Genomic DNA, 24,491 nt, shown 5'->3' on the forward strand with positions numbered 1-24,491 from the left:
TTTCTCCTGTTAACGATGTCGGCGGCGCTGCAACGCCTCACGGCGTTTTCTGATACGCGCATCAGCCTCCGCCATCAGATCTTGTTGCGGAACCTGTTCGCCCAGCCAAGCCGCCAACGCAGCAATAGTGGGATACTGAAACAACACTACTACTGGAATATCACGCTGCAACGCGGCCTCTAACTGATTTTTTACCTGTAATAGCAATAGAGAGTGGCCGCCAATATCAAAAAAGTTGTCTCTGATGCCAGGGGCTTCGATCTTCAATACGCTAGCCCACACCGTAGCTAGCTGCTGTTCCAGTTCACTGGAAGGTGCAACGTAACCCAGGCTTCTTCCCGACGCTATCGCCGCTCGAGGGTCAGGCAATTGACGGCGATCCAGTTTACCGTTCGGCGTTATCGGCAGGCGATCGATCGCAACCCAAGCCGCTGGTAACATATAGCTTGGTAAACGAGCCTGTAGATGTTGGCGCAATGTCTCTATTTCCGGCACAGGTTGTGCGGCAACATAATAAGCGGCAATACGTTTCTCATCTTGCGCATCACTAAAAACCGTAATTGCAACATCCTGAATAGCAGGATGGCTTAACAGTACTGCACCAATCTCACCAGGCTCTACCCGCATACCGCGGATTTTCACCTGATCGTCGCGGCGCCCCATGAGGCAAACAACGCCATCATGGCGCACATGCCCAACATCCCCAGTAAAATAACAAATATCATCCGGTTGCTCGGAAAACGGGTTGTGGATAAAGGCAGGAGCCTGTCGCCCACCTTGTAAATAGCCCAACGACGGAAAGCGAGTACGGATAACTATTTCGCCCGGCTCGCCAATACCACACTGTTGGCGCTGCGCGTTAAGCACCAAAATCTGGCTGGCACTTATCGCCTGTCCCACCGGTAATGCTTGCGGTAAGCGCCCAACCGCAGGCACACGATAGAAACTTTTCGCCAATGTCGTTTCCGTCGGGCCATAGAGATTGATGATCTCCGCCTCCGCGCTGACCAGGGCTTGCCATTGGCGTACCAGGTTAGCCGGAAGTAGCTCACCGGCAAAAAACAGCCGTCGGAGATCCGGCAGCGCAGCAATCTGGTCAATCGTCAGCAGCCAGGATTTCACGATAGTCGGCACGGTGTGAAAAATAGTAATGCGCTGACGTCGGAACCAAGGGAACAACGTCCCCGCAGAAAGATCTTCCTCAACAGGCGGCAAACAGAGCGTTGCGCCGCTGATAAGCGGTGTCAGAATATCGCGCAGCACCACGTCGAAACTGAGTGCAGTCAGTTGTGCACAGCGATCGTTTGGACCGATGGCAAAGGTGTCTCGTTGCCATTGTAAGAAGTGAGCCAGCGCCTGTTGCTGACCGATAATTCCCTTCGGCGTACCGGTTGTGCCAGAGGTAAAAAACAGATAACACGCCGCCAAAGGGTCAACGGTTGGAGAAATAACCTCGGCATGCTGGGTAGCCAATGCGTCGATCGGCGTCACCTGCCTCCAACGTCGATCGTCGCAAATATCAGTAATGGCTGCATCAGGGGAAACAACAGACAACAACTGTTGCGGCTTCGCCTCGTTGAGTATTGCCTGACGACGAGGCAGCGACAGATTTTTATCCAATAACAGCATCACGCCACCCACCTGCATGACAGCCAACATCGCTGCAATCAGACCAAAGCTGCGCGAACCGTGGATGGCAATCACCTCACCGGGTTGTACGCCCGTTGTACGCAACTGTGCGGCATAGTAAGCGGCGGTTTCTGCCAGCTCCTGATAACTCCACAGCCGCTCCCCCTGTTCAATCGCGGTCAGCATCGCAAACCGTCGGGCACTGTCGGCAAATAGCGCCGGTACGGTGGTGATCGCAGCAGATGACAGCGGCGCCTGAGGGTTAGGTAAAAACTGTCGTGCGGCAACGGTCAATAACGAGTAGCTTTGCAACGGCTGCTCAGCATCATCAGCAACCTGTTCCAGCAGTGTAATCAACTGTTCCGCCAACGCGCGTATCTGTCCATGCCCATAGCGCGCTTGCGGCCAGACCCATTCCAGCACCAACTCACCTTCACGTTCTTGCGCATAGAGGGTCAGTGCAAATTTCGCCTGCGGTTGCGTCAACTTCAGCTCACGTACCGTGATGCCATCAAGCTGCTTATCCCCCTGCGGCGCATTGAGCATATTGAGCATCACGTCGAAGATAGGGTTTTGATTCAGGCGTCGTTCTGGACGCAGAAGCTCGGTCAATCGCTCAAAGGGCATTTCCTGGTGATCCCAGGCATCAAGGCAAACCTGCCGTACCTGCATCAGCAACGAACTGAACGTTGCCTCATCGACCACCTTCACGCGCAGGGGTAACGGATTAATAAAGCAGCCCAACAACGGTTCTGTTTCCGGCAACGTGCGCCCGGCAACGGGGGCACCAATGACCAGATCCTGCTGTGTTGTAACACGACTCAGCAGTAATCCAAAAGCACTTAGCAACAGCATAAATAGGCTGGCATTATGTTGCTGGCAGCAATTATGCAAACGTCGCAATGTGCCGGAATCCAACGACAGGGTCAGGCTATCGCCTTGCGATCCCACACTTTCGTCCTCAGGAAAATCGGCAGGTAGTTGCAATAGTGGTAGATCGCCGCTCAGTTGCTTCAACCAATATTGCTCTAGTTGCTGCATCCGTTCGCCGCTCAGTTGCTCACGCTGCCAGGCGGCATAATCGCTGTAATTAATCGCTAGTACAGGTAACGCCACCGTACGAGCAGACAGAATCTGACGGTAATATTGAACCAGTTCATCAATCATCACACCGACCGACCAGCCATCAGCGATAATGTGATGTAGCGTCAGGAGCAGCACATATCGCTGCTCCTCGCAGTGCAACAAACTCACACGCAGTAACTCATTTTCTGCCAAGCGGAAAGGTCGATTCGCGGCTGCATCCACCAGCGCCTCAATTTGCGACTGTCGCTCAGCCGCCGCGAGCATACGCAAATCGTGATGCTCAACAGGCTGCGCCGCGATGGGCATCAGCGTTGGCGTACCATCCTCGTCCGCGAAACGGGTGCGTAACACCGCGTGACGTGCGCGCAGTTGGTTAAATGCCTGCTGCAACGCCACAACATTTAGTTCTCCTTCCAGTTGCAGCGCGCTGAATAGGTTGTAGGCGCTGCTGTCCGGCATCAGTTGCTGCATAAACCAGATTTTTTGTTGCGCGAAGGAGAGCACCCGCGGAGCATTTTCCGGCTGCGGTTGGATGGTCAGTGCAGATGGAAGAGGTAAGCTCTCACCGAGCACAGCAGCCAATGTCGCCACCGTAGGATTTTCAAACAGCGTATGTAATGCCAGATCCGGCGCAAAACGATGGCGCAGACGTGCCAAAACCTGGGTTGCCGACAGTGAATGCCCACCCAACTCGAAGAAATTGTCATCAACGCCGATCTGGCTGATACCAAGAACCTCAGCAAAGATGGCTGCGACCCCCGCTTCGACAGGCGTACGGACGGTGGCCATTATTTCTGAAGATGCCTCAGGCATTGGTAACGCCAGCAGCGCTTTTTTGTCAATTTTACCATTGGGCGTCAGCGGCAAAGCTGGCAGTAACAGAATTTGCGCAGGAACCATCCAACCGGGAAGCGATACCAGAAGATGCTGACGCAACGATGCTGGTGTCAGCACGGGATCATTCGCGACGACAAAGGCTACCAGTGAAGGCGTTTGCCCTTCTCTGGCGATTACCGTAGCAGCGGAAACATGCTCATGCTGCATCAAGTGTTGAGTGATTTCCCCTAGTTCAATGCGGAACCCTCGGATTTTAACCTGATCATCCATCCGTCCCAGATAAGCAATGCGACCATCAGCCTGCCATTGAGCCAGATCCCCAGTGCGATAGATCTGCGCCTGTGGATCATCACTAAACGGGTCGGCAATAAATTTCTCGGCAGTGAGTTCCGGCCGCCCCAAATAGCCCAGCCCAACCCCTGCGCCGCCAATCCAGAGTTCACCGGGCGTACCCACTGGACACAATGAAAGGTGGCTGTTGAGAACATAAAGTTGGGTATTACTAATCGGTCGCCCAATCGGTGGATTATCCTCTTCAAGTGCAACGCGATGCCACGACACGACATCCGTACACTCAGTGGGACCATAGGAATTAATCAGCGCACAACCGCTGTGCTGCAACCAAGGTTGCAGGATATTCATCGCAATACTTTCTCCACCGAGCCACAGCTGTTGCAAGCTAACAAGATGCGTCCACATTTCACGTTCTGTCACCAACGGATAGAAGGCACTTGGCGCACAGTTAATGCGTGTCACCTGATGCAGAGCTATCTCCTGCACAATTTGCCCGACGTCATACTGCGTAACCGTAGAGAACACCACGCACCCGCCCTGTAATAGCGGAGACCAGAGATTTTTCTGCGTAAGGTCAAAAGACAGAGAACTGATAATTAGCGGCCGATCGTCTTCTCCGGCCTGAAGCTCGCCAACATACCAGTGCAGCAGGTTATTCACGCCATGATGCGTCACCTGAGCCGCTTTCGGACGCCCCGTCGAACCAGAGGTGTAGATAACATATAACAGATGCCGATCGGCTGGGATTTGCGTAAATACAGGCGGCTGCGTCGGATAAACGCTTAGCGTCTGTCGTAAAGCAGGATCGTCCAGCGTCAATACCTGCACCTCTGGGGGCAAACTGGCGCCAAGCGTATCAACCACCGTACTGTGAGTCAGCAACCAGCTAGCGCCACTGTCCTCCAGCATGAAGCGTATCCGCTCTGTCGGATAATCTGGATCAATCGGAACATAGGCCGCCCCTGTCATCACAATAGCCAGCAATCCAATCATCACCTCACCGCTACGCGGCATCGCCAGGCTAACCAGCGAATCTGTACCAATGCCTTGCTCCCGCAGGAAATGTGCCAACTGGCTCGCCTGCTGACACAGTTGCAGATAACTCAATTGCCGATCGCCCCATTCCACCGCGACACGTTGTGGGGTTAATGCCGCCTGACGCAAGATTTGCTGGGGTAGCAGCGACGCTTCTGACCAGTGATGAGGAGCGGGGTTGAACTGCTGAAGAAGATGCTGTTGTCCGGTATCAAGCATAGGCAACGCACCAAGCGCCATCTCAGGCTGACGTAACAAGCTATTGATCAATTCACCAAAGCGCTGTGCGAGTTGGGCAATATAGTCAGCCTCAAACAGCGTCGTATTGTAGTCAAACTGGCACTTCAATTCGCCCTGCTGCTCCACCACATTCAGCAACAGCTCAAAACGAGCGGGCGTAACCGGATGCGGCAGGCGGACAAAATGGCAATTACCAACCGGAGTCGGTTGCAGTAGATCGTTATCCATACTGAACATAATTTGGAATAACGGCGTATGGCGGGTACTACGTTCAGGATTCAACGCCTCGACCAGTTGTTCAAACGGCACATCCTGATGCATTTGCGCATCAATATTGACCGCTTTCACCTGACGTAAAAAGTGGCGGAATTCAAGATCGGGATCGCACTCGACACGCAGTACCAGACTGTTAACAAAAAAACCCACCAACGGCGCCAACACCGAATGAGAACGGTTCGCGACCGGAACACCAATCACAATGTCCTGGCTGCTGCCATGGCGGGACAACAGCAAGGCAAAGGTGGCATGCAACAGCATAAATAGCGTAGCACCTTCCTCATTGGCTAGCTGTTGTAATCCCAGAGTGGTGTCTGCTGTCAACGAGAAGCAATAACGTTCACCGTTGCTACTCTGCTGCAACGGTCGCGGGTGACTGAGCGGCAGGCTATGTACTAACGGCAAATCCATCAGTTGCTGTCGCCACCATGCAAGCTGAACCTGATAAGCAGGCCGCTGCACCCATTCACGCTGCCAGTGGGCATAATCGATATAGTGAACAGGCAGTGCTGGTAGTGACGGGGCTTCCCCGGCCAGCAGCGTCTGATACAGCGTACGGAATTCCTCAATGAGTACGGCCATCGACCATCCATCTGCCGCGATGTGATGGACGGTAACCAACAGAGCGCCTTCATCTGCACTGGTGCGCAGAAAGGCCGCTCGCAGCAGCACGTCTTTAGACAGATCAAATGGTTGCCGTGCGTCACGTTCTGCGGCTTCCAGAATAGATTGCTGTTGCTGGCTTGCTGGAAGCAGACTGAGATCAACCTGATCTAACTGGAAGCTAAACGCAGCACGAATCACCTGCCGAGCCTCATCATTCTCTACACAAAACACCGTTCTCAGTGGCTCATGACGATCAATCAATAAGCGAAAAGCGTTTTCAGCCAACGTCGCTTGAAACTCGCCTTCGATGCGTAGCAGCGCAGAAATATTATAGAGACTACTGTCAGCGATCAGTTGATCGAGCAACCATAGACGTTGTTGGGAAAAAGAGAGTGGGAAGCCTATATCTGGTACCAGAGAATCACGCGGCTGTGGCAGCACGGGCGGAAGCAGTTCACCACCTCGTTTACTGGTAATCAGCGCAGCCTGCTCCGACAAGTGAGGCGAGTCAAACAGGTCACGGATCGTCAACTCCACTTGCATATGCTCACGAATTTCAGCCAATAAGCGCACAGCTAACAGCGAGTGGCCGCCCAGAGCAAAAAAGCTATCGCTGGCTCCGATTACCGTCGCCTCTACTGGCAGCAACGTAGCCCAAATCGTTGCCAACGTGCACTCATCGTGGCCTTGCGGGGCAATATAACTCTGGGTATCTCGCGTGAAATGAGGTTCAGGCAATGCCTTACGGTTGATTTTTCCATTAGCAGACAGCGGCATAACGTCCAGTGCAATCAGCAGTGCTGGCACCATATAATCGGGTAATTGCTTGTGCAACACCGCGCGCATCTCTGCGTCTCGATTCGTTGGCAATGCAGCGCTTGGATTGAGGCTATAGTAACCCAGCAGATGCTGTTCACCGTGCGCATCTTTACGCGCCACCACCACCGCCGCGCTAACAAACGGCAGTGATAACATCTGTTGTTCTATTTCCCCCAGTTCAATTCGCAACCCCCGAATTTTTACCTGGTCATCAATACGCCCAAGGTACTCAATATTGCCATCCGGTTGGTAACGCACTAAATCGCCAGTGTGATACAACACACCATCTTGCTGAGTACAAAATGGATCAGGCAGGAAACGTTCAGCACTCAGGTCAGGTCGGTTTAGGTAGCCACGGGCAATACCCACGCCGCCAAGACAAAGTTCGCCCGCCAGCCCAGGCGGCAGCAATTGCAGACGACGATTGACCACATAACACGTCGTGTTATCAATCGGTTTGCCAATAGGGATGGTACGGTAGCGTCGCCCGGCTTCACCACACCACCAGGTCACGTCGATCGACGCTTCCGTCGGCCCATAAAGATTCCATAGCGCGACCTGCGGCAGGTAGTTCAAAGTATCTTGCCAGGTTTCTACGGGTAAGGCTTCACCGCTACAAACGATGGTTTTCAGATCGGGCAGAGAATTCGTCGCCGTACTGTCAATAAACAGCCGTAACATAGAAGGAACGAAATGCACCAGCGTGACGCGATGCTGCGCCATCACTTGATGCAGATATGCCGGATCTTTATGTCCACCAGGGCGAGCAAACACCAATCTCGCCCCCACTAATACTGCCCACAAGAGTTCCCATACCGAGACATCAAAACCAAACGGCGTTTTCTGTAGCAGGGTATCGTCCGCGGTCAGCTTAAACGCTGACTGCATCCATGCAAGGCGATTCACCACACCGCGATGCTCCAGCATCACGCCTTTCGGATTCCCTGTCGATCCAGAGGTATAAATCACATAGGCCAGATGACGTGAGGTTAGCTCCAGCGTCTCCATCGACATCGCTGCTGTTGACTGCTGCTTTATCTGAGCCAATGTATCGCTGTCGTCAAGTACAACCACATAAGCGGGCTGTTCAGCCAGCAGCAAACGCAAGCGTGGCGCCAGCGCCTTCGTCGTTAGCACCACCTCGGATTGCGCATCTGCCAACATATAAGCCAATCGGGCATCAGGATATTCGCTATCCAAAGGCAGCCAGGCTCCCCCTGCTTTCAGTATGCCCAGAATGCCAATCAGCATGTCGCAGGAGCGCTCAATAAACATCCCCACCCGGCAGTCTGGTCCAACACCTTGTAAACGCAAGTAATGCGCCAATTGACTGGACTGCGAGTCAAGCTGCTGATAACTCAATTTGTTATCATCGTCCTGTACAGCAATCGCCTGAGGTGTACGTCTCGCCTGCTGTTCGAACAGTACGTGTAACGTTTGCCGATCGTCAAAGGCCTTCTCGGTCGCATTCCAGCGTAATAACTGCGCGCGATCGACTTCACTGACCAACTCTAACTTATCCAGCGCCGTCGTTCCCGCCAGCAACTGCTGGTGAACGTGAATCAGACAGTCGGTAAATTGTTGTGCAGCGGCAACCCCTTGTGGGTGAGAACACTTGGCATGCAGGGCACCGTCACTACGATAATAAAGATAAAACTGTAAGGCTCCGCCATCTTCACTGGTCCAACTGTTCACTAACTCCAGGCGACTGCTTTGCAATAGCGCCCGCGAATAGCCATGGAAGTTATAAATAAACCGCAGACCGTTACTGGTCAGCCCTTGATGACGAGAGGTGAGTTGGGTCAGCGCTTCAAACCCTTTGCGCTGACGCTGAAATTCACGGCCTTGTTGCAGTAGGTCGCCAAAATGCTGTGCCGAGCCAAATGGCAGCACGAAAGGCACCAAACTGGAAAAGTTACCTAATAACTGTGCCGATGTAGCACTGCGGTGATTGACGATCTCCTGAAGCGCAATTCCCTCGTCATAGCCATATAACTGCCCTGCAACCCAGGCGAACAGCGATTTAAAGTAGAACGGATGGTTAATGCGCGCAGCACGGCAAACGGCGTCCAATCCCTCGCATGGAATCGGTACATCAATTAACGTAGTCGCTTCCTGTGGATGACGCTGACCGCTGTCTTCACCCGTTTGCGTTAATAAAGCCGCGTGCTGCTGCCAAAATGCCAGCGTATCCTGACAATCAAAACGTTGGCGCAGGCTATCGGTCAGTAACACAAACGGCTGCTGCCCTTCCGCTACCTCCGGTACTTCACCACACAGCGCTCGGGAAAAAAGGACAATGGCCGCACCATCAAACACCAGATGATGGCTTCCCACCACCAGATTCTGTTCACCATTGTCCAACTCCAGCAGCAGTACGCGAACCAATTGCTGACTGAAATCCCAGGGATCGCGAATCCATCGTTGGGCGATGTCCGCCACTTGCGCCGCCATACAGTGCTGTTGACTAAAATGGATCCCCTGTTTCAGCGTCACGCCCAACGCCGCATTCACAACACTGACCTGCGGAGCCAACGCCGTCTCTAACGATGTCAGGACAAGCTTAAGCTCTGACAGACTGAGCTTATTTGCCAATTTCCAGTGGGCACCGATACCGTAATTCTGTTCACTGCCGACATTGATATCCAGCCAAATATCGGTCTGTATCGGGCTGAGTTGTTCCAGTTGTTCCATGCTCACCTGCCACAATTAAAAGGTTAAATTGGCTGCACTTACGGCAACTCACGCCCAGGTAACGACTCGTCAATCTCGCTGGATTTACCGACATATTTCATTGCCAGCCAGCAGGCGACCAGTGCACAAAGCAATCCACATGCCCAGGTGAGTCCCCCTCCCCATGTTTGATATACGACACCAAACACCAAGGGCCCGACAGTACTGGCCACCAGCACCGTAGTGGAGACCATTCCAAGCACTGCACCAACGTCAAAGAAAGCCATCTTGCTGATAGTGGAAGGCACCACAATGTTTACCACTGCGGAACTGAGTCCCAAACCGACGCAGCAGAGAAACAGAGCCAACCCGCTCGGGGCGACAATCAGCATCACAAAGCCCGGCACCACGACCAGACAAGCGAGAAACAGTGAAAGATTACTGGTCAGCCAACGTGCTCGGTTGGTGGCTATGGCCACCTGGATGAAAAAGAGTGACAGACCAAAGACGGCGACCAACATGGAAAGTTCGGTGGTGGTCCAGCCCACTGCGTGTACGGCCCACAGAGGTGCGATGGTCATCAGCAGCGAAAAACAGACCGCAATAAGCGCTTTAATCAGCGCAAAATCGCGAATATTGGCATTGGCAAAAAAGAGTTTCAGCACATTGCGGTAGGGGTTTTTGGGACGAGCGGCCGTCAGATTGGTTGTCAGTTGACCGCGCAGCGTCCAGGCGATCACCAGCGGTACAAGACTCGACATGCAGGCAGAAAGCACGAGCAGTTCATGCAGCCCCTGCATAATGTGGAAGTGCCCTAGAAGCCCGGCGAGGCCAGGGCCCAGGATCAAACCTGCGGTCGATCCTAATCGTAATCGAGCGATCCCAGCGCTACGCTCTTTGTTATTGGTCAGTTGCGAAATAATGGATTCGAGAATCACCAGATTGGTGCTCATAAAACCAATCACCGCACGTAAAACAAACAACATCAATAACGATGAGGTAAATGCCAGTCCCCAGTAGCATAGCGCAATGGCGATCAGCGAGATCAGCAGCAATACCCCGCGTGGCATATGATCCGAAATTCGCCCAAGGATCGGCGACCCCAGCGCACCACAGATAAATTGAATCGAAACCAGCGCAGAAATGATCACTGCATTCGCGCCCATCTCAATCGCCAACAGAGGGATCACTGGCAGTAATATTCCAACCGCCACTGAATCCAGCATACAGGAAGTCATAATACCAATATAAATCGCTTTGTTACTTGCTTTCATCGTATGTTCACCTGTCCTGACTCTTCCATATGCTGATGACAGGTTGAGCGACTGAAAACATCCAGTGGGGCTCCCTGACTCAGATCAATACGCTGTGTGTTGCGCTCAGCAACATAGCCGAGGCAACAAGATAAATAGGTCACGCCAGCCAGTGACCGGACGCGATTGCGGTGCTGATGACCATAAATATGCCGCGTGGCGCGCGCGCGACGCAGTTGCTGATCAAGCAGCGTCGTACCCGCCACACGGCTGAAGTTAAATCCGCTTCCGCTGGTCACGCGGGTTACTGCCTCATCAGTCAGTGACGAGAGCATCAATTCACTACGAGGGAGAAAGTGGCTAAACGTGATCACTTCTCCGGCGGGACAAGCGGCAAGGTAGGGCTCATTGAGCTGTAAAAAATAACGTGCTGGACTGATGCCAAGGGAGTCAGGCCAACGGATCAAGTAGTTATCACACCAGTGGCTGACATGCTGCTCCTGCGTACAGGGGACATACAAACTTTCTACGCCCTCTTCTGGACGCATATACCAGGAAAACAGCGGCAGTATCGTCACTGTTTTCCCAAGAAAATTCAGCGTCTGTGGCTGGGTGCGTACGCCCAATTTCTGACACAGCGCCAGCAAATAATGAAACTTTGCCAGTGAATCCCCAGCTTCCTGACGCATCAACCACAAGTCATGATTACCCGGCACAAAAAACACCTGCGCAAAACGCTGTCGTAACATGCTGAGTGCATCGGCAAAGCGTGTAGCATCATGGGAAACGTCACCGGCCAGTAGCAGCACATCCTCACGATAGTCGTCACGCGAGAGCTGCATCAGCCAGGCTAGATTTTCCGCCTGATCGACATGAATATCGGAGAGCGCCAGGATCCGCATCGCACGCTTACCCGTTCACGGTCTTATGAGCACACTGTGCTTTTAGCGCCGCCAGCGGCTGCAATCCTGCAAGCACGGTTTCCATGCTAAGGCCAAAATCCACCAGACAAGCGATTTCATTTGCCCCTGCCTCCTGCAACTTATGCACCATGCGCGCGCACTTCTCGGGCGACCCCATTAGCGAAGTCTGATTGAAGTGTTTTTCAAAAGCATAGGTCAGTAAGGCCTCACGATCGTTATCAATGGCGCTACGCACCGTTTGCTGACGATCTTTGTAAGGATTGAGGGTATCGTTCTGATTGATATAACCATTAAGGAAGTCACGTAGCGGTTCACGTACCTGATTTTTCACCACGTCATCTTGCTCACCAACAAATGTGTGAACCATCACCGACACAATACCGCTTTCGGGATCGTAACCGTGCTTCGCCCGTGCATCGCGATAAGCGGTGATATTCGTTTTCAACTCAGCCAGCGTATGGTTAGTCAGGGAACAGAGCACATGCATCCCCAGTTCACCCGCTTTTAGCCAGGTATCGGGATTACCAGACGAGGTGAGAAACATCGGCAATTCTTTCTGAATGGGACGCGGCAGAATGTTTACCTCTACCGTGTTGCCCGCAATATCCTGACGCTGTACCGACTCGCCACGCCACAGTTGGCGGATTAGAGCAATATTTTCCAACATGGTCGCGCGACGATTTTCATACGCTTCGGGATTGATTAAGAAATCCGCCGGATGCCAGCCTGTTGCACAAGAAATCGCGGCGCGCCCCTGTGATAAGTTGTCCACCAACGACCACTCTTCGGCTACACGCAGCGGGTTATGTAACGGCAATACCACACTGCCAGCACGCAGTTGAATGTTTTTGGTGATCATCGCCAGCGCAGCATTCAGCACTGAAGGATTGGGAAACAACCCGCCCACTGGCTGAAAGTGACGCTCAGGGGTAATCACTGCGCTAAATCCATGGGTGTCAGCAAAACGGGCGCATTCCAGTAGCAAATCATACTTATGCTCACTCTCAGTCCCGCCATCGCCCGAAAAGAAGATCAGCGAGAAATTCATCCCCTTCTCACTGGCTGTTTGCGGCGTGTCTGTGGTTGTGACATCGCGTTCGGCTTTGATCTTTTTCAGGAGCAGCGCGCGCTGCTCGGGGGTCAGACTACTTAACTTATCCTGAATATCGCTCATCATGCACTCTCGTCTGTCTGTGGGGTGTCGGAAGTGGGGGTAACTTTCCCCTGCTGACGCTGTTTCTGCCGCTCATAACGCCTCCTCAGTACCCAGGCGTCGTTGGTGCGAAACAGGTAATCCCATAACGTGATATAGAAAGAGAAGTTGCACTTCACATTATGGTGGTGGCAAAGATGGAACTTACCGATAGGAATGAAGCGGGTAATGTTGCCTGTGATGTTCGGATTGTGATCTAACACGTTACGTGAAAGAAACACCTCATAGATGTAGTGGAATGCCAGCAGGATGCCACCATAAACAGGTTCAAAAATCGTTAGAATAATCAATGGAATGGTAAAGGTAATATACACATCCATTGATGATTTCCAGTCACCAAACCAGAAGAAATAGTCATGCCATGGTGGTAGTTGGCTCTCGCCATAGTCGTAGGCATGGTGTTTGAGATGGAAATAGCGAATAAAATTGTACTTAAAATTGGTGTGTGCAATAACGTGCATGGTGTAGGACCACAGGGTCCAGAGTAGAAAATAGACCACCAGCTTGAGTACAAAAATCATAACCGTCTCCTGACTAACCATGGGTGATATGCGGCATCAATGCCACACAGGTTTAAGATGTCTGGCGCAGTACGTCCCCAACCTTCGGGTGATGCACGATGCCAAAGTGATCAGCGTCGACATGATGCAGGTCGACCCGTTCCACTAATTGCTCCCAAACGCCCAGTTCCTCATGTGAATCACGGGCACGAAACAGCACAACGCGATCCAAGGCCAGCTTGCGCGTCGGTTGTGGCTGATAACGTTTGAAGGCATGTACAGTGTGGGTATACACATCCAACAGTCGCTGAATTTCTGCATCGCTCGTTCCCTGCGGCACTAAGCCGTGCGCACGTAACTGCTGGCAAACATCCTCATGGCGATAGCTTTTCCCTTGCCATGCTAGCAACATCTCCTCATCGATCTTCCGCCCCGGCATAGCAGCCAGTTGCAGCACAAAGTTGAATAACACGATTTCATCTGTAGAAACGCGGCTTTTGGTGAGATAGGTATCGATCATCGACAGTTCCTGTACCTCTTCCCCGACCTCCTGCAACAAGCGCGCTATTTCATAGGCAATAAACCCTCCCATTGACCAGCCCCCTAATCGATAAGGGCCACGTGGCTGGATCTGGCGGATCTCATTGAGGTAGAAAGCAGCCATACTCTCAACGGTGTTATAAGGCGAATCGGGATCGATCAATGCATGAGATTGCAGCGCGTAAAAAGGCTGGTTTTCCCCCAGGTGTCGAGCCAACGTGAAGTAACAGCTAACATTGCCACCGACCGGATGCACATAGAAAAGTGGGGTTTGGTTACCTTTTTGCTGTATTTTCACCATGCAGCGATCGCTAACACTCTGCCCCTCTGCAATGATGCGCTCCAACTCATGCGCTAAGTCACCTAAACGTGGGTATTCGAATAGCAAACGTAGTGGGATGGCATGCTGGATCCGTGCCTTAATGTGCGTCGCTACCTGAGTAGCCAATAGCGAATCACCACCGATAGCAAAAAAGTTATCTTGCAGACCGACGGCTGGGCGTTGCAGCAGCGACTGCCAGCACTCCGCCAGCATCTGCTCTATTGCACTTTGCGGTGCCTGGAAAGATTCACCGTTCTCGGCCACAAAAATCGGCGCAGGTAAGCGCGTTTTATCGACCTTACCGTTTACGGTGAGGGGGATACTGTCGAGTGTGACCAGCGATGCGGGTACCATATAATCCGGTAACGTTTCCGTTAACCACCCACGCAGCGCAGCTTCCTGATAGGTAGCCTCATCCACCACGAGCCAACTCACTAATTGCTGCCCACCGTGCGTGGTTTCCTGTGCCAGAACCAGCGCCTTTTTTACACTGGCATGTTTCGTCAGCATCGACTCCACTTCTGCCAGCTCTACGCGGTGACCACGGATTTTCACCTGCTGATCGTCACGTCCGGCAAATTCCAGCAGACCATCGCGACGCCAGCGTGCCTGATCGCCAGTTTTAAACAGCTTGCCCGAGGCAAAAGGATTCGTCAGGAAACGTTCTTCAGTGAGTTCAGGTTGGTTGATATAGCCCATTGCTACACCAGACCCGCCGATATAAAGCGAGCCAAAAACACCCACAGGCAAAGGCTGCATCTGGCTATCGAGAATATAAATTTCGACGTTATCCAACGCCGTGCCAACGGGCATTGCCCCACAGGCAACGTACGCCTCTGATGGTTCAAACATGGTGGCAGTCACCGTGGTTTCCGTCAGGCCGTAGTCATTGATCCAACGGATTGCACCGCGTGTCAGCTGTTGCCAGTTATTCCACACTTCACCCGCGGCCTGCTCGCCGCCAACAATCACCAATTTCAGGTGATCCGGCACAGGGATTCGGCTGTGACGCAGATCGGCAACAATATTGTTCCAATGTGCGGTGGTCAGGTTCATCACGCTGATTTCTTCGTGAGCCGTCCAGCTAAGAAATTCACCGCTCTCTTCCAAGCGCTTCTCTTTCCACAGCACCAGCGTCGCACCGCGTAACAGCGTAGGAAAGATCTCCTGAATCGACACATCAAAACCAATCGACGTGAACTGTAATACCCGGTCATGCGGTTGGAGATCAAAGCGCTTAATGATGTTGGCGCAATGGTTCACCACATTACGGTGGCTGACCATCACCCCTTTCGGCTGACCGGTGGAACCAGAGGTATAGATGACATACATCAGATCATCAGGCACATTCAGACACAGTAGTGGCGCACGAGAGAAATCAGCCAGACAGCTATCGATATCCTCTAGCGCAAAACAGGGCTGCTGGCAGGCTAGCTGAACATTTTCCCCTAGTAATACCAGGGACACATGCGCATTGTTCAGCATGTATTTAATTCGTTCGTCCGGATTAGCCGGATCAATCGGCAACCAAGCGGCACCCGCTTTCAAGATGCCAAACAAGGCGACCATCATATTCAACGAGCGTTCGGTGACCAGACCAACGATTGCTCCACGTCCGACCCCTTGCGACTGTAACCAACGTGCAAACTGGCAGGCACGCTCATCCAGTTGCTGATAGCTGAGCTGCTGATGACGATGGCGTACTGCTATCTGGTTTGGCGTACGAGCCACCACGTCGCTAAACAGACGATGCACGCAGTGCTCCAGATTGTCAGGGACTACAGGTCCACGACACTGCTCACTGAGTAATTGATGCCGCTCTCGTTCTGAAATAATCGGATAATCCGCAATCGACCGCTGTGGATTGGCAACAATCCCCTGCATTAATGCGTCCAGATGCTGCAACAGACACGTGACGGTCTCACGGTCATACAGATCGGTGTTGTAATCCAGTGCCAGGTGTAACTGTTGTTCAACCAGTGAAAAAGTCAGAGTCAGCTCAAACGTGGTGGTGCGTTTTTTAAATTCAAAAGGTTCAATCGCTAGTCCCGGCGCCAGTTGGTCATATTTTTCAGCTTCAAGCAGCATCACCATGGTCTGGAAGAATGGGCTGTGACTCAGGTTGCGCTTCAGCTTCAGCACTTCAACCAATTTTTCGTAGGGAACGTCCTGACGGGCAAATGCGCCAAACGCAATTTTGCGATTACGTTTCAGCAGCGTAATAAAATCCGGATTTCCCTGTAGGTCTGACTTCAACACCAGAGTGTTAATAAACAAGCCCACCAACTGACCTAATTCAGGCCGATTACGGGTGGTGATCGGTGTACCAACAGGAATATCATCCTGTCCGGTATAGCGTTGCAGCAATACCTGCCAGGCGGAATAGAGAGTGACAAACAACGTCACGCCTTGTGTTTTACTCAGGGCCACTAGCCCCTTTGTTAGCTCGGCACTAAACGTATGACGAACGATGGCTCCATTATTCGTCATCACGCTGTGACGCGGGCGATCCATCGGCATTTTGAGCACTGGCGTTTCGCCACCCAGTTGATTTTTCCAGTACTCCAGTTGGCTAACGTAATCCTCACTCTGTAAACGCGCCTGCTGCCAGGCTGCGTAGTCTGCATATTGCAGTGGCAGCGGTGCCAGCGTTTCGCCCTGCTGGTTATAGAAAGCAAAGAGATCGCGCATGATCAGTTTCAGCGAGTCGAAATCAGCAATGATGTGGTGGATAGTAAACAACAGCAGGTGATGCTCATCAGTTAGCCGCCAGATATGTGCGCGCAATAACGGTCCGTGTTCCAATGAAAAAACCTGATTACCTACCGCTTCCATTTGTTCCTGTGCCATCAGTTCCTGCACAGTCACAGGCTGTGTACTGAGATCGGTTAACGGAATATCGAGCGTTAATTGCGGATGAATGCACTGCTGTGGCTGCTTTTCTTCCGATAGCATCACAAAGGTAGTTCGCAGCGACTCATGACGCGCCACTACGGCGTTCAGGCTCTCCTGAAAACGGGCAAATTGCAGATCGCCGCGCAGGTGAAATGCCATATTGATATTAAAATGGATCAGATCTGGCTGGAGCTGATGCATAAACCAAATGCGGTACTGATCGGCGGACAGTGGCAGCGCTTGCTGGCGGCTGATACGCGTGAGTGGCAAGGGTTGTAACATAATTATCTCTCTATCAGCGGTATCGATTAGGCGGCGTCAGGCATGGGTTCCCCTCAGGGGAGTGATGCGCCTGATAACCCGTCGTTACGTCATGAAATCGTTATTGTTGGCTGCATCCCTGCCGCGTGTTTACCCGCTCAACTTTGCGTTGAGTTCTTCCAGTGACAACCCCTCTGTCAGGCGTAATAGCTCTGCCATCTCAGGATCTTCTGCTTCTGCGGTAGCCTCAACCGATGGCTGTCTGGCCTGCGCCGTGTCAATTTGTGCAGCAATGCCACGGATCGTGGGATCCTCAAATAACACTTCAATACTGAGTTCGACGCCCCACAACTCCCGCACCTGTGAAATCAGTTGAATCGCCACTAACGAAGTGCCACCGAGAGCAAAAAAATCATCGTCATGCAGGATATTGTCCATGCCGAACAGTTCCCGCCATATGGCGGCCACGCGTACCTCAGTACCTTCAGCCTGCGCGTAAGATTGAGCGACGGTTCCCGTATCATCAGTAGCCGTCGCAGTCGCAGTCGCAGCACCCACTTCTAACGCAGTGGCCGCCGTTGTCGCGTGATGAGGATAAATACGTTCAATCCAGTAATGTTGCCGCTGGAACGGATAACCCGGCAAAGCGATACGTTGTCCTTGCGTTTCCGGCAAGTTAAGCGGCACGCCGTGAGACCACAGCAGACCAATACCTGTCAGCCAGGCGTGCATATCGCCACTTTTTTCTTTGGGATGACGAGAAAGTGACACTGCGCGCTGCGGGTTAAGTAACCGCATTTGCGCCTGTGCCAAGCTGGTAAGTACCGTGCCAGGCCCACACTCCACCAGTACCACATCAGGGCGAGCCAGCAATTGCTGAAGTCCCCGATTAAACTGCACAGTACTCCGCAAATGGTCGCGCCAGTAACGTGGGCTAATCGCCTCCTCAGGCGTAATTTCTCGACCTGTCAGGTTAGAAATCCAACGCCCTACAGGGGGATGACATTGGCATTTTTCAACCGCGGCTTCAAAGGTATCCAATATCGGATCCATCATCGCCGAGTGGAAGGCATGGGAAGTCATCAACAATCGGGTGCTCACACCAGAATCGTTTAGTGCCTGCTGGAGGGCAGTAATCTCCACTTCAGGACCCGCGACTACCGACAACTCAGGTCCATTAACCGCCGCCAGTGAAAGTGCTGGCCAGTCCCGCAGCAAAGCAGTAAGCGGCGCTTCCGGCAACGATACGGATAACATCCTCCCCGGCTCTGCCCGTTGCATTAACTGACCACGTGTTGCCACCAGAGTCAGAGCCGCATCGAGGGTGAACACACCACATAGCGTCGCCGCCACCAGTTCGCCCACGCTGTGTCCCAGCATATGGCTGACCTTCACCCCTTGCGCCTGTATGGTGCGCGCCATCGCATATTCAATACAGAACAGCGCAGGTTGCGTCACCGCCGTACTGTTTAACCACGCCAGTTGTGCATCATCTGGCGTGCTTTGCGTCATCAGAGGGTCTAGGTCAAGGCCAAATTGATCCCGCAAGATGCTGAAACAGTGGCTGATTTCATCACGAAATGTGGGTAACGTCTGACAAAGTTGCTGAGCCATCCCCCAGTACTGCGATCCCTGCCCCGGAAACAGTAACGCCACTTCGGGTGACGCCAGCGCCTGCGAAGGTTTGTTGAGCCCGCGTTGGAGTTTTTCTCGTGCCTGCTCTATGGTGCTGGCGGTAATTGTTGCTCGCCAGTCGAAGGTTTGTCGCCCCTCACGCAGCGTGTGGGCCACGTCCTGTAAGTGGGCCGTTGGCTGCTGATGCAAATGATCTGCCAGTTCAGCAACCGCTTGCTGTAATGCCACCTTACTGCGGGCTGATAGGGTCAGCAGGCACACCTCATCATCAAAGCCTGTCTGAGATGTTTTTTTCGGTGCTTCTTCCAGAATCAGATGGGCGTTGGTTCCACCCATACCGAAACTACTGACCGCGGCACGACGTGGATGTTCGTCCGTCTCCCCCCAAGGCGTGAGAGTGGTGTGAGGATAAAACGGCGTTTGTTCGAAAGGGATATTGGGGTTAGGGCGGGTAAAGTTGATGGTCGGAGGGAGTTGCTTATGGTGTAAGGCCAGTGTGGCTTTGATCAGTCCGGCAATACCAGACGCAGCCCCCAAATGCCCCAGATTGCCTTTCACTGATCCGAGTGCGCAATAGCCTTTACGCGATGTTTGCGACTGCCAAACGCGGGTTAACGCTTCAATTTCAACCGGATCGCCAAGTGGCGTGCCCGTACCGTGCGCTTCCACCAATTGAATGGTTTCTGCCGATACCTCTGCCATACTGAGCGCCTCAGCGATCACTTCAGCCTGACCCTGTACGCTGGGAGCGGTAAAGCCAACCTTATTTGCACCATCATTATTAATGGCGCTGCCTTTGATCACCGCATAGACGGTGTCGCCATCACGTTCAGCCTCTTCCAGCCGTTTTAACACCACCACGCCGAGGCCATTACCAAATACCGTACCCGCCGCATCGACATCAAAGGGTCGACAGTGTCCATCCGGCGACAGCAAGCCTCCAGTCTGCCACAGATAACCCGTTTCTTGATCGGCCAGCACGGATACACCACCAGAAATCGCCATATCACATTCGCCAGCTAACAGGCTCTGTACCGCAGTATGCACGGCGACTAGCGAGGTTGAGCAAGAGGTCTGAATCGCGATACTCGGGCCACGCAGATTGAGCTTATATGAAAGCCGAGTGGTGAGATAATCCTTCTCATTGCCATGGCGCACCGCCATCTCGCCCAGAGAAGCGATCAAACCGGGCTGACTATAGATATTCAGCAGATAGCTGCTGGAAAACACTCCGGCATAGACACCAATGCGTCCATCATAGCGCTCAGGCACATGCCCAGCATGTTCCAGCGCATGCCAGCAACATTCCAGAAAGAGCCGCTGTTGTGGATCGAGGATCTGCGCTTCACGCGGAGTGAGCTGAAAAAATTCAGCATCAAATTGCGAGATGCCATCCAGACAAAACCCAGAGCGAACGTAATCTCTATCGGCCAGTTGTTTCTCTGCCACCCCACTTGCACGCAATGTCGCATCATCAAAATACGTGATGCTCTCCTCTCCATGACAAAGATTTTGCCAAAACGCAGCAAGATTAGGCGCACCGGGGAACCGACCACTCATACCAATAATAGCAACTTCATTACCGTTCAGTTGAGACACAGGACACTTCCTCTGGCAAGTTGTATTATAACCACCCCTTAACTTTAAGAATAAAATAAATACAATTAATCAACATAAAAATAAAGAAAATTTATATGAAATTTATGACACCACCAACCAATACTCTGATATAAAATAAAAATAAATCATACACAGATAGTTAGAGTGCTATTTAATATGAATTAAACTTATGAAAAAAAACCCAGCACATCACCCCAACTTAACAATCATAAAAAAAATATTGCGCTGCTTTTGGGTGGGATTTCTGATTCTTTTGCTAACAACCATCGCAACAGTGTTTGTATTCTTCTATCGAAGCCTGCCGGAGACCGAAGGTACGGTTAGATTACAAACATTGAACAGCCAGATAACGCTAGAACGTGATGAACGAGGCGTGCTAACCGTCAAGGCAGATGACAGAGCATCCGTCAGCTTTGGTCTCGGCTATGCCCACGCACAGGATCGTTTCTTTCAGATGGATCTGTTGCGGCGTAGTGCATCAGGAGAATTAGCCGCGCTTTTAGGAGCGAATCTGCTGCCAGAGGATCGTCGCCACCGTCCTTGGCTATTGCGCGAAAAAGCAAGAGAGGCGGTACAGGGTTTGCCAGCCGCTCAGCGAGAGCTATTGCGGCAATATACTGCCGGGGTCAACGCCGGATTGATGAGTCTGGGAAGCCGTCCTTTTGAGTACTGGCTGCTGCGGGAAAAACCCCAACGTTGGGAAGAAGAAGACTCGCTACTTACCGTTTATGCGCTCTATCTCGATCTGCAAAGTAATCAAGCTGAACGGGAGTATGCCCGTGGCTGGATAGCCGAGCACAGCAATGCAGCACAAACAGCGTTTCTGTTACCCATATCTAGCCGATGGGATACGCCGTTGCTCGGACAGCCGCCTGCACCGTCCGCCGTTCCACCTTCCCCACCAGAGTGGTGGGGAACACGTCCCCTTACCCCGCAACCCCAGCTCAATGAAGCGATGAAAGGCAGTAACGGTTGGCTAGTAAGCGCCCATCGCAGTATGACTGGCAAAGCGATACTGGCCAATGATATGCATCTGGGACTGATGCTACCAACATTATGGTATCAAGCCACCTTACACTATCAGATGGATAATGGACTGATTAGCCAACAGTCAGGCATTACACTCCCAGGCCTGCCAATGATAGTGTCGGGTAGCAATGGGTATATTACCTGGGGATTTACCAATGCCTATATCGATACCTTCGATTGGGTAAAATTACCGCAGCACGCCACGTCATATCCGCTGCGCCATGAAATACTGGCCGTTAGTCACGGCCAGCAAGAACAATTTGATGTGCACCTCAGCCCTTGGGGACCAGCTTTCACAACGCTACAGGGTGATATGGCCATGCGCTGGATAGCCAGCTTGCCAGGTGCGGTAAATATGGATTTTCTGGAGCTCGCGGAGCTCCAATCGGTAGCCGATGCGGTACGTGCGGCTCCACATTTTGGTCTGCCAGTCCAAAATCTGCTGGTTGCCGATGATCAAGGACACATTGGCTGGACATTGGCAGGCTGGCTTCCAGACAGGAAGACCGTGGGAGAACAAAGCAGTTTTCCGCTTCCTGCGCAGGCCAGCCAGGCATGGGCTAGCACACCGCTGCCTGTATCACGTTACCCACAACAAATTGATCCGCCAGACGGCATTATCTGGACAGCCAATAATCGCCAGAGCTTTTCTGCCAGCAGTGACGCCTACAACGATGGTGGTGCCGATATGGGACCACGTGCATTTGAGATCAAGCGACAACTCATGCGTAGCGATCGGTTAAGCCACAGCGACATGCGTCATATTCAGTTTGATGATAGCGCCGTACTGATGAGTGCCTGGCGTAACCTGCTGTTACCCATACTACAAGCCAGCCATCCAACGGAAGGGACGCCACGCGCTCAGGCTCTTTCGGCCATCATACAGTGGTCAGGTAATGCCAATGCCGATTCTGTAGGCTATACGGTGCTGGCTGCCTGGCGAGAAGCACTTTATCAGGGGCTGTTTGCTGGTCTGGATCGACAGTTGGGACAGCAATGGCATAAAGCCAGCTACCTACGTGCGAATACGCGCTGGGATGAAAACGTGATGCGTTTAATCGAAAATAACACAATCGCTTGGGTACCAAAGGGGTATCACGATTGGGCTGATTTCTCCCTGCAACAACTTGACAGCGCATTGCAAATCATCAGCGCCCAAAAACCGCTGGATCAGGCACGTTGGGGAGAGTGGAATGCCGTGCGTATTGAACATCCAATTGCGCAGGCACTTCCATTTATGCGGCGTTGGCTATCTGCCCCCGCGCTACCTCAATCCGGCGATCATCATGTGCCACATGTCAGTAAACCCACCTTCGGTGCTTCCGAACGACTGATTGTGTCACCGGGAGATGAAGCTAACGCGACCCTGCTGTTGCCAGGAGGCCAAAGCGGGCATCCACTCAGCATCTGGTTTCTCGACGGTTTCGACAGCTGGTATCACGGCACTCCGCGTGCGCTTGTTGCTGGGGAACATCGCCATACCTTGCAGCTAGTCCCTGAAAGAGAGGTAAAGTGATACTTCCCCGTCTTTCAGCAACGGGCATGAGGGGCTATTTTCACCGCGGGCACGACAGGATTTACCGCTGTTCAGGCCACGCCTGCTGCCCTGTTTAACGGTTAGCAGTACAAACCGAGCAAACTAAAAAGTATTGTCGACAGCCTGACCCATTGCCCAGCTTCCAACACAATGGTCGTCTCGCTGCACGTGACATAGACAAGAGGTTGCTATTTAGCGCCTTGGTAATTATTCAATAAAAGCCGTGAGGACATAATGAAAATTGAGCAATTGAGTACTCTGTCAGAAAACAGTGATGAATTAGTGACCTTATTAAATGATTGTGTGGAAAGTGGTGCGTCCATCGGTTTCCTTGCTCCACTGGAAGCTGGTGAAGCAGAGCGTTACTGGCGGGGGGTCGCCGTCGATCTGGCTGAAGGCGGTCGTACGTTATTGATTGCGCGTGAAGCAGGACGCATCGCGGGCGCAGTGCAGATTAGCTATTGTCCAAAGAAAAACGGCATCCACCGCGCTGAAGTGGAAAAACTGATGGTGCATACGGCATTTCGCCAACGCGGCATTGCGCAGCAATTAATGACAGAAGTGGAGCGTCAGGCGCAAGCCCATCAGCGCACCTTATTGGTCTTGGATACTCGCACCAATGACACCGCCTCCATTTTGTATCGTAAATTAGGCTATCAGGAAGCGGGTCAAATCCCGCAGTTTGCCCGCAGCTCCGCTGGTACACTCGATGGCACAACCTTTTTTTATAAGTTGCTATAACATAGCTACTTAGGGTGAACTGATAGAGCATTTGCAAATGATTTCAGCACTCCCCTATATTGCAGGACGCAAGTTCAGGGGATTATTTTTCAATTGTCACAAGAATGATCTGTCCCTGAAATGATTCCCACCTACTTATGCCGCCATTTCATAATCCACCGACGTTTGATAACCCAGCGTCGAATGTTTGCGACGGCGATTGTAAAACACCTCAATATAACCAAACAGAGCGTTCATCGCCTGTTCTCTGCTGACAAACGCTTTGCCCCGCATCAGCTCCGTTTTCAGCGTGTGATAGAAGCTTTCTATTACCGCATTGTCGTAACAGCAACCCTTTCCGCTCATTGATCGTTATCTTTCAGTACATCCCGATATCGATGGCTCGCATATTAAATCGTGTCGGCTGTTCGTCGTCACTTTATAGCGCGTCTGATTCGCGGCTTTCAGACCGCACTGTTTCATCAAACGACTGATGCGGCTTTTACCGTGAAAACGCTGCTCATCGCGTAAATCACTTTGCAGACGAC

At 52.3% G+C, this 24,491-nt stretch carries 9 protein-coding genes and 1 pseudogene; 2 read left to right on the plus strand and 8 right to left on the minus strand.

All coding sequences use genetic code 11. The features are described 5' to 3' along the window. Positions 1-9: 9 nt before the first annotated feature. From KP22_RS10045 to KP22_RS10080, 7 genes are all read right to left on the minus strand, one after another. Positions 10-9,516 (minus strand): non-ribosomal peptide synthetase, encoded by a 9,507-nt coding sequence (locus KP22_RS10045; protein ID WP_039323991.1) that lies wholly within the window; start codon positions 9,514-9,516, stop codon positions 10-12. 38 nt (positions 9,517-9,554) lie between these two features. Then, positions 9,555-10,769, minus strand: a complete 1,215-nt coding sequence (locus tag KP22_RS10050; RefSeq protein WP_039323992.1) for an MFS transporter — start codon at positions 10,767-10,769, stop codon at positions 9,555-9,557. Further along, positions 10,766-11,650: a metallophosphoesterase family protein gene (locus KP22_RS21295; RefSeq protein WP_052012507.1), complete on the minus strand. Its 885-nt coding sequence runs from the start codon at positions 11,648-11,650 to the stop codon at positions 10,766-10,768. The genes KP22_RS10050 and KP22_RS21295 overlap by 4 nt, the downstream gene beginning before the upstream one ends. 7 nt (positions 11,651-11,657) lie before the next feature. Beyond that, a complete protein-coding gene (locus KP22_RS10060; RefSeq protein WP_209428699.1) occupies positions 11,658-12,848 on the minus strand; it encodes a MupA/Atu3671 family FMN-dependent luciferase-like monooxygenase in 1,191 nt (396 codons plus the stop codon). After that, complete coding sequence (locus tag KP22_RS10065) at positions 12,845-13,405, minus strand: sterol desaturase family protein (RefSeq protein WP_052012508.1); 561 nt, start codon at positions 13,403-13,405, stop codon at positions 12,845-12,847. Before KP22_RS10065 ends, KP22_RS10060 begins: the two co-directional genes overlap by 4 nt. A gap of 52 nt (positions 13,406-13,457) precedes the next feature. Then, entirely contained in the window at positions 13,458-17,423 is a 3,966-nt protein-coding gene (locus tag KP22_RS10070; protein WP_039323996.1) for a non-ribosomal peptide synthetase, read from the minus strand. A gap of 129 nt (positions 17,424-17,552) precedes the next feature. Further along, complete coding sequence (locus KP22_RS10080; RefSeq protein ID WP_209428700.1) at positions 17,553-20,636, minus strand: type I polyketide synthase; 3,084 nt, start codon at positions 20,634-20,636, stop codon at positions 17,553-17,555. A 274-nt stretch (positions 20,637-20,910) separates the two neighbouring features. Here KP22_RS10080 and KP22_RS10085 point away from each other — a divergent pair, with 274 nt between their 5' ends. Next, the gene (locus KP22_RS10085; RefSeq protein WP_167333800.1) at positions 20,911-23,202 is read left to right on the plus strand and encodes a penicillin acylase family protein; all 2,292 of its coding nucleotides are present in this window, start codon (positions 20,911-20,913) and stop codon (positions 23,200-23,202) included. 255 nt (positions 23,203-23,457) lie between these two features. Continuing rightward, entirely contained in the window at positions 23,458-23,964 is a 507-nt protein-coding gene (locus tag KP22_RS10090) for a GNAT family N-acetyltransferase (protein ID WP_039308834.1), read from the plus strand. A 135-nt stretch (positions 23,965-24,099) separates the two neighbouring features. Here KP22_RS10090 and KP22_RS10095 read toward each other — a convergent pair. Beyond that, positions 24,100-24,312: pseudogene (locus tag KP22_RS10095) on the minus strand (IS3 family transposase); the annotation flags it as partial. Between the last annotated feature and the right edge of the window lie 179 nt (positions 24,313-24,491).

This window comes from Pectobacterium betavasculorum (genome assembly GCF_000749845.1).
GTDB classification, from domain to species: Bacteria; Pseudomonadota; Gammaproteobacteria; order Enterobacterales; family Enterobacteriaceae; genus Pectobacterium; species Pectobacterium betavasculorum.